The sequence below is a fragment of the Pedobacter frigoris genome, from assembly GCF_032678645.1.
Taxonomy (GTDB): domain Bacteria; phylum Bacteroidota; class Bacteroidia; order Sphingobacteriales; family Sphingobacteriaceae; genus Pedobacter; species Pedobacter frigoris_A.
The window spans coordinates 673,618-684,735 of record NZ_JAVTSP010000002.1 but is presented as its reverse complement, the minus strand read 5'-3'; the positions used below and the strand labels follow the sequence as shown (position 1 = coordinate 684,735).

Below are 11,118 nucleotides of genomic sequence, written 5' to 3'. Positions count from 1 at the left end.
TTGAAATGCCTTTAATTGACTGTCAATTAACGAATTGCACAAAAACATTCTTTAATGTTCATTTTTTATCAGAAGCACAATCATTCATTGTTCCTACATAAAGCATTATATTCGTTATGATCAAGAATTTAACGCTCAATTATAATGTTATATGGATGAAACATTTATCTTAAACGAACTTAAAAGCTTAATTCTATCCAAGACAGGTATTCGAACAATTACGCCAGCTGATTGTAAAAGAATTTCGATTGAGATTAGCAAAACACTGAATAAGAACGTTAGCGAAACAACGATCAAACGTTTGTTTGGGTTTGCTGTCGTTAAACATAATTTTTCAAAATTTACGCTAACAACCCTCTCTGAATACGTCAATGAAGAATATCTTGATGCCAACCACCTATCACCAGGTGCCAACGCACAAAGTTCTTTACATACCTGGAAAGAACTCCATGATAAGGCTACCCGAATTACAGACTTTACACTTAAAGGAATTAAGAACCGTTCGGGAATGCCTTATGAAATGACCATAAGCAGAAAGTTCGCCGAACATGACTTTGAAGACTTTATTAAAGGCGATCATAGTTTTACTTGTTTCATTTCTCAACCAGGTTATGGGAGGACGATTCTCTTAAGTCATTTGGCAGAAATATTCATCAATAATAGATACCCTATATATAAAGACTCCACGATGCTTTTCATTACAGCATATAGTTTATTTAATAAGGAGCATATTACTTTGAATTTTGAAGACCAATTGAAATTACAATTAGGAATACACCCAAAAGACAGCCTAATTGACTATGCTAATAAAAATTATGAATCAACTGGGGGTAAACTAGTGATAGTAATTGATGGATTTTCTGAACTAGTTTTGAAAAGAGATTTAAAAAAACAACTTTTCGAAAGCATCATCAATTTTATCTGTAGTGTCGAAGACAATAAATCTATAAAACTTGTGATGAGTATGAGGTCTACTACCTGGATTAGATTTTATGATTGTATCAGGCACTCATCGTATTTAAAAACAAAGTGGTTTCCTGGAAATTACTTCAACCTGAATGATGTATCAAATGTACCTCCTCTTACAGAAAAAGAAGTAAATCTCATTCTCTCCAAAATTCACCACCTGAGTTCTACCGATATAAATCCAAAGTTAAAGACTCAGTTAAAATTCCCATTCCACATAGAATTATATTATCAATTAAAGGAAGAAGACCCTCATTTTAATTATTCAACAAATATTACTTTTTATGAGTTGATATCGAGGTTTATTCAGGATAAAATATACAGATCAAACTATTATACAGAAAAGATACTATTCCTAAAAAAAATAGTTCAGCTTACAGATTTTGGAAACAAAGGCACTTCCGTTCCAAAGGACGATCTGATAGGTGAATTGTCTGCATTTAAAAATGCATATATGGAGCTTTTGTCAGACGGGATATTAATGGAAGAAAAAAGCCATGAACAGTTTCATCCAAAAGAGTTTGTTCGTTTTATTCATCCTCACATATTTGAATACTTCCTTTTTATAGAATTACTGGAAAAATTCCATCTGAGAGTAGACAGTGCGTTCTTTAGCTATATTAGAAAAGAATATAACGGCAGCCAATCCAGATTTCAGCTTTTACAATGGACAATACGCTTTATTGTCAGAACTGGAGATATGGGGGCTTTGGTGAGCATCTTTGATCTGGAACTTAACAATTATGAACGAAGCTACCTGGTTCTATTCATTGCGGAAAATCTGGATTATAGGGCTAAATACAGTCCGGAAACGATAAAACTTCTTAGAGAACATAAGCTTCATGATAGAATCATTAAAGAACTCGTCAATTTCGATTTCATAGATTCCTGTTATAAAGAATCCATAAATGTTCTCCTAAAAGTTGTTGACACTGAACAGAACCGACTAGTTTATCATTCTTTATTGGCAATTTTTGATATTCTTAGTTTAAACCCTGAACTGATTAGCAATAGATTAGAAATATTATCGAAATTCCAATCGGATGAATGGATTGTCGATCCCTATACAATCGTTAAGTTGATCCGTGCAAAAATTACAGATAATAATGCCGACGGAGAAGGATTAATTGAAAGTCTGGAAAAATCACTGATTGGAAAAGAAGAAGACAACCATACACCTGACAAGTCGATATCATATGTATTAATTATGCTTTTAGGATTATTTTACAAAGATCATGAAGCAAACCTCCGCCTGATCAAAATGATCCTACATCATACTGCAAAGACTTTTAATCGGGAATCTCCTTTTTTTTTATTTGCATTGAGTAGATATGGTTTAATAAATTCCATAATCAATCCAGGCAAAAAAGCCGACCAGCTCGAAAATATACTTATTATGCTTGACCAAAATAAATCAAGATTTAAAATAACCAGGTATGCTGAGTCGATCATCCGTATGATGCAAGCCTATCAGTTGAAACACAAGAAACAATATTCTATGGCATACAATTTCTGCCTTGAACCATTGCATCTTTTTAAGACAAACGGATTAAATATGAATTGTCTTTTCATCTATAATCTCATTATTGAAATCTTTACTGAAGCCAATGATATAGTAAAAGCAAATGAATATAAATACGAAAAGTTATGTTTTATCGAAGACAACCACATTCCCAACCTGATCTTTCTACCTTCCAATGAGATCAAAAAATTTTAAATAAAAAGCCCTCATTAATCAATCTTTAACGCGATCGATCAATGAGGGATGTCATTGATTAGATTAATCGTTATTTTCTACTCTGCAGCCAGCTTCAATGCATTGTAAGCATTCACAATTCCCCCTGTTACACAAAGGTCACTGAAGGGTACAGTTTTACTGTTATCTTGTTCATCTTTAATCACAACTGACTGTTCCACTTTGACAACCGACTTCATTATGATCTCTTTCACCTGTAAAGCAGTCAATTTTGGATAATAAGAACGAATTAATCCTGCGAGACCTGCGACTACAGGTGCTGCCATACTTGTTCCATCTAATTTCTCATATTTTGATCCTGGGACAGTTGAATTGATATTTACACCAGGTGCAAATACGTCAACTTTTGTTTTCCCATAATTTGAAAAACTCGCTTTAATAGAACCATCATTTTCCCAGCCGGAGGCCCCAACAGTTAGCCATGAAGTAGCCGTTCCCCCGCTCAAATAATCAGGATTAGGATAATTAGCTTCTACCTCCAGGTCTTTATTGTCATTACCAGCGGCATGGATTAACAATACATCTTTTGATACTGCATATTTAACAGCTTCATCAACTATATTCTTATCCCAGGAATAGCTTTTGCCAAAGCTCATATTAATAACTTTTGCACCGTTATCTACCGCATATCTAATTGAATTAGCCACATCCTTATCCCGTTCATCACCATTTGGAGTACTACGTACGCCCATGATCACAACATTATCCGCAACACCACGAATTCCAAGATCATTTGTTCTAACGGCAGCAATAATACCAGCAACATGCGATCCATGCTGGGCATCTGGGCCGGCAACATCGTTATTACCGTAAAATTTTTCTTTTACATTATTTGGATCATCGCCGACAATAGACCTTGGATCATAATCAAGATTTAGGTTATAATCAACTTGAGACTTGAAATGATCATAACCCGGTATGATTTGGGTATTATAAAACTCTTTAAAACTAACATCCTTTAGTTGTTGAACCATTACACGTTGTATATTGGCTTCCATTTGACCCGTAGGTGTAAATGCTTTAAAATCTTCAGCAGAAGGATTTTCTTTTCCAATTTTTTTCACAACATCATCAACAGCCATCTTAAAGCCACCAAAACGCTCTAATCCAATCTTAGCTTCTGCCAGTTCCTTATCAAATTCTGCCTTATTCTTTTTATAAGCTTCAAAGGCCGCAAGGTCAGCTGGCGCAACTGATGTCGCATCAGCATTAGCAAATTTTGCATTATCTCTGCGAATGAGGCGAGTCAACTCCAGGGTTTCATGGTTAACAGAACCTTTAGCAGAGCCCAAAAAGTTCCAGCCGTTCACGTCATCGATGTAACCATTCTTATCATCATCCTTCCCGTTACCAGCTTTCTCCTTTTTATTAACCCAGATGATAGATTTTAAATCTTCATGGTTGATATCCACACCACCATCTAGCACTGCAACAATTACTGGAGTAGATTTTTTACCCTTCAACAACTCATTATAAGCTTTTTCAGTACTGATACCAAATGTCGTATCAGCTTTTAAATCCAAATTCTGCCAGTTAGGCTTTTGCGCAATTGAGATAAAAGGTACTACAGTTAATAATGAAATCCCCACCACACTACAGCGTAGAATATTTACGTTCATTTTAATCATATATTCAAATTTTAAACAAAGTTAGTTAATTATAATATCAAGGTGTTAGCATCATATGTGTGATTATCACCAAGTCATAAACGACAAAACCAGACTTTTAATCTGGCTTGTATAAAAATGATTATTTAAGATATTGTTACAACATGCTATCCCCATCTGTTTCTCTTGCTATGACATCAGCAATTGAGGTTTGTGCCAGCACATTTAACGTGGCATCTCTTACGTCAATAAATGTTTTTCTGATACCACAAGTTACCTCGTCGTGACATTCGTCACACTTACGGTAAAATTTAAGACTTGCACATGGGACCATAGCTATAGGTCCATCCGTAATCCGTAGAATATCAGCGAGAAATATATCTTTAGGATCTTTATTTAAGCTATAGCCTCCGCCTGCCCCCTTTTTACTATAAAGATAACCAGCATTACGCATATCTAGCAGGATCTGCTCCAAAAATTTTCTCGGGATCATTTCCTGGGTAGCCAGTCTTACGATTTGCATTGGAGGATTTTCCAGATTCTTACCAAGAGCAACCAGTGCCTTTATTGCATATTTTGTTTTCTTAGACAGCATATAACAAAGCTAAGAAAAAAGATTTATGTAACATCAAACGATTTCTGCGGCAAACTATTTGAACATTTTAAAAATAGAGCTCCAAAACCAGCTTTCTTCTGCATTAAGCATCGTTTCAAGCGTTTTGTTTACATTTTTCGCCAGTTTATTAATATCTTTTACTGTATTCTTAAACACCTTATAACTGGGTTCTTTTTCACTTCCCTCCACCTCTGACAGTTCATTTAAAAGTTTAATTATCGGATCCAACTCTCTTTTTTTTCTTTCCTGCGCAACCTGTCTGGCAATATTCCATGCGTCTTTATCCGCAAAAAAATATTCCTTACGCTCTCCCGGTCTATGTTGCTTATCCACCAAACCCCAACTTATTAAATCTCTTAAAGTCATATTTGCATTGCCTCTTGAAATGTTCAGTTCTTGCATAATCTCCTCCGTGGTCAATGACTCAGGCGATATCAACAAAAGTGCATGAACTTGAGCCATAGTCCTGTTAATCCCCCATTCTGATCCAAGTTTACCCCAGGCTTCGATAAATCTCAATCTTGCTTCTGTTAATTCCATACTCAAAGTTAACCTCAACTATTGTATTTTCAAATATTACTGAAAGTAATTACGCATAGTTATAATTTATACCATATGCCATTTTCATATTGCTTTTTGTATTTTTGTTATCTATTTAAGCGAAATCCCTATGGCAAAAATACTCATCATCGAAGACGATCTGACTTTCTCTCAGATATTGGAAGTTTTTTTAAAGAAACATGGATTTGAGCCTTTTGCTGTAAATGAAGTTAGAAAGAGCTTTGCTTTAATAGAACAACAAAACTTTGAACTTTTCCTAATCGACTACAGGTTACCGGATGGAACTGGCTTAGATGTATTGTCTCACTTAAGAGAGAGGGGATTGATACAGCCTACAATAATTATGACAAGCTTTAATGATGTCAGGACCGCGGTAAAATCTATACGACTTGGTGCATTTGATTACATCACAAAGCCTGTAAACCCTGACGAATTGCTAATGATCATTAAAAATGCATTAGAAAAAAAGGAAGGTAATGAATCAGCTTCATCTATTGAACATACGGATGCCATTAAAGGAAAAAGCAGTATCGCTGATAAACTCTATGAACACATCAACCTGGTTGCACCTACAGATATGTCTGTAGTCATACAGGGAGAGAGTGGAACAGGTAAGGAATATGCTGCAAGGGCGCTCCATATGCAAAGCAAACGAAAAAATAAACCTTTTGTCGCTATTGATTGTGGAGCACTTTCCAAGGAGCTAGCTGCCAGCGAGTTATTTGGGCATGTAAAAGGAGCATTCACCGGTGCTTTAAATGATAAAAAGGGACAATTCGAAGTAGCAGATGGAGGGACCTTATTTTTGGATGAGGTGGGGAATTTGAGCTACGAAGTACAGGTGAAATTATTACGGGCACTCCAGGAAAGAATCATTCAGCCACAGGGCGGCACTAAAACAAAAAAAATCGACGTTCGAATCATTACTGCGACAAACGATGATCTTAAGACAAGTGTTGGTAACGGTACGTTTAGAGAAGACCTCTACCACCGATTAAATGAATTTAAAATACAACTTCCGGCATTACGCGACAGAGGAAAAGATCTCGAATTATTTATTTTACATTTCATTAAGCTCTCCAATATTGAGCTGAACAGAAATGTTAAGGAAATATCTCCACAAGCTAAACAGCTGTTACTTCAATATGATTGGCCAGGCAACTTGCGGGAACTAAAAAACGTGATTAAAAGAATGGTATTGCTAACTCCAACTGAAACCGCAGAAGTAGATTCTCTTCCTGAAGAAATGATCATTGCAGTTAATCAGAGTCCTAAGGCAACTGGGTCAGACTTAAAAGCAATCAATGAGATCAATGAAAAAGCACTCATTATTGAAACACTTGTCAAAGTGAAATATAACAAATCAAAAGCCGCTAAATTATTGAATATAGACCGTAAAACACTATATAGCAAAATGGAGCGCTATGAGATAGAATAAATCATTTGGAGTAATTTTTCAATTAACTGAGCTAATTTATCTTTATCCGGCCCTTGTTTTTCGGTTCTCAAATTAAGTTCATAAACTCTGAATTCCGCAGCCAGTGGCTTCCCTCCAACCTGCGCAATTCTGCCTGCAAGACGGTGACAGACCAGACATAACTTATCAGTTTCATTTTCCTCTGCAGCACGTCTTAATTCTTCTATATCATTCAAAGAATCTTCCTTAAATCTCAGCAGAATCTTTGCCAGTTGTTCTTCATCTCCAAACGTCATCTTCCTTAGCAACGAAAGATCGATTTCAATCTCAGGTGTCAATTTGGATACCGATTCAGACGATAAATTATCGCCTTGAAGTACACCCAACAATTCTGCTTCTCTGAAAGGCTTCATCAACAAACCATCAAAGCCACTATCAAGGAGATGTTCACGTTCATCCGGCAATACTTGAGCTGTGATTGCATAGATTTTTACCCCCTCACTGATGGTCTCCTTCAATCTTCGGCATAGCGTTATTCCATTCATTTCTGGCATCCGCATGTCAATCAATACATGTGTTACATCACTATCCCACACTGTATTTAACAATTCTGACGGGGAGTTAAAAATTCTATGGGCAATATGATTTTTTTTAAAAATAACACTGCACAAATCCAGTATCAGCCGATCATCGTCCACAATCCACACTTTGCAATTTAAACCCAACGTGTTTAATTTGTCAGGCTTTTCGATTTTGGGTTCACTCTCCAACTTGAAAGTTAAATATACAGTAAAAACACTACCTACCCCCTCCTGACTCTTTACGTATATCCGTCCTCCTTGATTTTCAACAAGTGATTTAATAATGGTTAGACCCAATCCTGTCCCTTTTCTATTGACTGCATCACTATCATAACCATTTGCCTGTTCAAACTCATTAAATATGCGTTTAGCCTCCTCTTCTGAAAACCCGATTCCGGTATCCTTAACTGAAAAAGTAAAATGGAGATCATCCTCCTTTCTCTTATAGTTTACCGACAGGGATATTTCACCATGATTTGTAAATTTCACTGCATTTCCCAACAAATTGAAAAGAATTTGTTTCAGCCTGAATGGATCACCATTGACATATTTTAATTCCTGTAAGTCCAGATCAGCAATCATTTTTAATGACTTTGACTCCGCCTGAGGTCGCATTATGGCAATCACTTCTTCCATAAGGGTTCTGATTTCAAAGACTTTATTTGAAAAAGTAAACTTACCTGAAATGATCCTGTTATAATCCAGCACCTCATTTACTATTTGCAATAAATGTTCCGATGAGTTATAGATTGCATCTATATCCTTGCTTTTTGGGTGCTCCTGATGCCTTATTAATTCAGAATATCCGATTATAGATTGTAACGGCGTGCGAATTTCATGGCTCATATTTGAAAGAAACCGCTGCTTCGCCTGTCCATGATACTCGGCCTCGTCACGCGCAAGCTCTAGCTCATTTCGATAACGACCGCTCCTGCCTATATCAGTTAAAATCAAATAAAGCAACAAGCCGGTCAAGAGCACAAATACCAACATAATCACACTTATTGTGGTAATACTTGTATTTACAACTTTTTTTGCCTGAATCCCATTTAGCTCAATCTGATTGACTACCTCGCTTTCTACCTTACGCAGTACATCAAGCATTTGGCTAATCAGCAGGTTATTTGCATTGGCCAGCTCAGCTTCCTTATTTAAAAAACTGGCATTTTTTTTCCTTTGCTCTTTTTCAATAATTCTTATAGACTCCTCCAGGCTTTTAGCCATTTTGTCTTCAGCTGACAAGGCGATCGTATCTCTTTTTACCTTCTCTTCACTTATTATTTTAAAAGAATTGTCTTCAGCGGGTCTCTTTCGACCAAATAGTTTACTTAAAAAATTTCTCGGTTTTTCATCAGGATAGATAGTTGTTGTCGATGTCTTTTCTTCCGTTGCTAAAATAGTGCTATCTGCCTGCTCAGTACCCTTGGATACAATATCATTTAAATTCTGAACCTGTTTTGAAAACACATTGTTATTAACCAAACGTTCCCTAACAGTAAGATAGTTTATAAATTGTTTATCCCTCTGACTCAACAATCGCTTTATCTTATAAATTCGGTCCAATTGAAGGGAATCATCATTATAAAGCAAAGCCAGACTATCCAGTATCACCCGTAGCTGTTTTGACTGTTTAAAGAGCTTGGTATAATTTCTGGGATCATTAAACGCCTGCTTCTTTTGAAGCTGGTCAAGACTCCCTAGTTTTCGGGAAATAACATTTACAATCCTTAGCCTTTCACTTGGTGCTGAAATATGCTCGACAGTGCTAAGCATTTCTTTAAATGCAACCCTGCTAACTCCCCATGCCATGAATAATGCAAAGCAGGCCAATAGAAGGGAAATAATTACTTTGCCTTTTATGGAACTAACGAAACTCTTTCTGGGGACACTACTCATTCTGCTGCTTTAAATATATAACGGCCGATCATATACTAAGGTATACAGATATTATACCAAACTAGGTCAAGCCATAATACTTCTATTGTATTTACTCCGGTATTGTATGGGCGACAACCCGGTAATACGTTTAAATGTAGTCCTAAAAGCTTTATTATCGGTATAACCAACTTTATACATTACTTCGTTTACATTTTCACGTGAAGACTCCAAACTTACCTTCGCTGCCTCCATTTTAACACGTTGTATGTACTCGACTATTGTATTCGAAGTAGCTTTTTTAAACCTGCGCTCCAGATTTCTTCTTCCAAGAGCCTGCATATCGGCGAGCTGATCAATGGTAATTTTTTCACTAAAATTGTTCTCTATATACTCCTGAACTTTCTTAACACTTTCGTCCTCATGTCCCTTTTGTCCTTGAAAGATTGTGAAAGACAATTGGCTTTCCCTATCTAGTTCAATAGCAAATACTTTGGCGGAAAGTACGGCTATCTCTCTGCCCGCATACTTCTCAATCAAATGCAAAATCAGATTTAGGTATGAAAAGGCCCCGCCGCTTGAATAAATACCCTGTTCATCAGTAATAATCTTCTCAGTAACAAGTTGTACATCCGGAAACATTCGCTTAAAATCATTCTCAGCCAGCCAATGTGTGGCACATTTTCTGCCATTTAACAACCCTGTTGACGCCAATAAAAATGCCCCAAGACAAAGGCTGGCAATCTCAGCTCCCTGATTATATTGTTTAACAATCCAGGGAACAAAATCCCGATTCTTTTCAAGGGCAGACTGCATTTCTCCGTCAATCGCCGGAATAATGATCAAATCTGTTTTTTTAACATCCTCTATTAACAAATCCGTATTTACAGTAAACAATCCCCCACTCACTAAGGTTTCCTTAGAAAGTCCGATTAATTTCACGTCAAAAACAGGATCAAGGCCTTTAGCTTTGTAGAACTCGTTAACTTGTGAGAATAATTGCCGGGAGCCTTCAAGACTTCCCAAAATAGCCCCTTTAGGAACCAAAATGGATATGTGTTTCATGATATAAATCTAAATATTGCAATTGTCATAAGCAACCCCGTTTATTTCAGCAATCATAATAAGGGTCATCAGCACAAACATGATAAAGCATTTCTTTAAATTTCAGAAAATCTAAAGGAATAAGAAAAAAGTAATTGCAATAGCTCCTCTTTATTTGTTCGTCGCTCATTGTGGTTGCAGAAACAATAATAGTCGGAACATTTGTCGTATGGGGGTTTAAACGTAAAGCAGAGCAGCAATCAAAAGCAAGCTGAAAATCTGAAAATGCGATAATCACAGCATTTGGCCTAAACTTATCTAGCACTACAAAGATATTTTTGTTGCCTGAAGAGAAAACAACTTCAAACTCGGTGGATAGTGATCCAAACAATGGATTCACTACTTTAAGATCTTCAATTAAAATTAAAATTCTTTTAAGCATCTCTAGAGCCAATTCTTAAAGAAATATAAGCTTGTTTTTTGTCTGGTAAATCAACAAGGCAACACTTTAACAATCTCAAAACAAATAATACCGCAGAACAACCAACCAAAAGTTAAATATTTTTACAATTTTGAACCATCATAGAACTTAAAGGTAATTACTAATTGATAAATATGCAATTAGTAAAGTATGTCCTCTCTAATTCAAATTGCCAAATAAAAAATAATTTGCATAGAAATAATAAAAGTTTAAT

General features: G+C 36.1%; 8 protein-coding genes. 2 read left to right on the top strand and 6 right to left on the bottom strand.

The features are described from left to right. Window positions 1–151 precede the first annotated feature (151 nt). Window positions 152–2,683, top strand: a complete 2,532-nt coding sequence (locus R2Q78_RS09325; RefSeq protein ID WP_316791084.1) for a hypothetical protein — start codon at window positions 152–154, stop codon at window positions 2,681–2,683. Between the two features lie 77 nt (window positions 2,684–2,760). Here R2Q78_RS09325 and R2Q78_RS09320 read toward each other — a convergent pair whose 3' ends face one another. The 3 genes from R2Q78_RS09320 to R2Q78_RS09310 form a co-directional block, all read right to left on the bottom strand. Beyond that, window positions 2,761–4,350 (bottom strand): S8 family peptidase, encoded by a 1,590-nt coding sequence (locus tag R2Q78_RS09320; protein WP_316791082.1) that lies wholly within the window; start codon window positions 4,348–4,350, stop codon window positions 2,761–2,763. Between the two features lie 136 nt (window positions 4,351–4,486). Next, a complete protein-coding gene (locus tag R2Q78_RS09315; protein ID WP_316791080.1) occupies window positions 4,487–4,924 on the bottom strand; it encodes an Rrf2 family transcriptional regulator in 438 nt (145 codons plus the stop codon). A 54-nt stretch (window positions 4,925–4,978) separates the two neighbouring features. Next, window positions 4,979–5,485, bottom strand: coding sequence for a GbsR/MarR family transcriptional regulator (locus tag R2Q78_RS09310; RefSeq protein WP_316791079.1), 507 nt, complete (start codon window positions 5,483–5,485; stop codon window positions 4,979–4,981). A 130-nt stretch (window positions 5,486–5,615) separates the two neighbouring features. Between R2Q78_RS09310 and R2Q78_RS09305 the strand changes: the two genes are divergently transcribed. Then, window positions 5,616–6,944 (top strand): sigma-54 dependent transcriptional regulator, encoded by a 1,329-nt coding sequence (locus R2Q78_RS09305; RefSeq protein WP_316791078.1) that lies wholly within the window; start codon window positions 5,616–5,618, stop codon window positions 6,942–6,944. On the opposite strand, the gene R2Q78_RS09300 is transcribed toward R2Q78_RS09305, so the two are convergent. The 3 genes from R2Q78_RS09300 to R2Q78_RS09290 all read right to left on the bottom strand — a co-directional run bounded on the left by R2Q78_RS09300 (window position 6,929) and on the right by R2Q78_RS09290 (window position 10,865). Then, a complete protein-coding gene (locus R2Q78_RS09300) occupies window positions 6,929–9,400 on the bottom strand; it encodes an ATP-binding protein (RefSeq protein WP_316791076.1) in 2,472 nt (823 codons plus the stop codon). The two genes, R2Q78_RS09305 and R2Q78_RS09300, sit on opposite strands and share 16 nt — an antisense overlap. 66 nt (window positions 9,401–9,466) lie before the next feature. After that, entirely contained in the window at window positions 9,467–10,444 is a 978-nt protein-coding gene (locus tag R2Q78_RS09295) for a GlxA family transcriptional regulator (RefSeq protein WP_316791075.1), read from the bottom strand. Between the two features lie 46 nt (window positions 10,445–10,490). Beyond that, the gene (locus tag R2Q78_RS09290) at window positions 10,491–10,865 is read right to left on the bottom strand and encodes a hypothetical protein (protein ID WP_316791074.1); all 375 of its coding nucleotides are present in this window, start codon (window positions 10,863–10,865) and stop codon (window positions 10,491–10,493) included. Between the last annotated feature and the right edge of the window lie 253 nt (window positions 10,866–11,118).

What these genes read in the sequence shown, in the direction of transcription:
- R2Q78_RS09325 (WP_316791084.1), top strand. Translation starts at nt 152, where the DNA reads ATGGATGAAACATTTATCTTAAACGAACTTAAAAGCTTAATTCTATCC.
- R2Q78_RS09320 (WP_316791082.1), bottom strand. Translation starts at nt 4,350, where the DNA reads ATGATTAAAATGAACGTAAATATTCTACGCTGTAGTGTGGTGGGGATT.
- R2Q78_RS09315 (WP_316791080.1), bottom strand. Translation starts at nt 4,924, where the DNA reads ATGCTGTCTAAGAAAACAAAATATGCAATAAAGGCACTGGTTGCTCTT.
- R2Q78_RS09310 (WP_316791079.1), bottom strand. Translation starts at nt 5,485, where the DNA reads ATGGAATTAACAGAAGCAAGATTGAGATTTATCGAAGCCTGGGGTAAA.
- R2Q78_RS09305 (WP_316791078.1), top strand. Translation starts at nt 5,616, where the DNA reads ATGGCAAAAATACTCATCATCGAAGACGATCTGACTTTCTCTCAGATA.
- R2Q78_RS09300 (WP_316791076.1), bottom strand. Translation starts at nt 9,400, where the DNA reads ATGAGTAGTGTCCCCAGAAAGAGTTTCGTTAGTTCCATAAAAGGCAAA.
- R2Q78_RS09295 (WP_316791075.1), bottom strand. Translation starts at nt 10,444, where the DNA reads ATGAAACACATATCCATTTTGGTTCCTAAAGGGGCTATTTTGGGAAGT.
- R2Q78_RS09290 (WP_316791074.1), bottom strand. Translation starts at nt 10,865, where the DNA reads ATGCTTAAAAGAATTTTAATTTTAATTGAAGATCTTAAAGTAGTGAAT.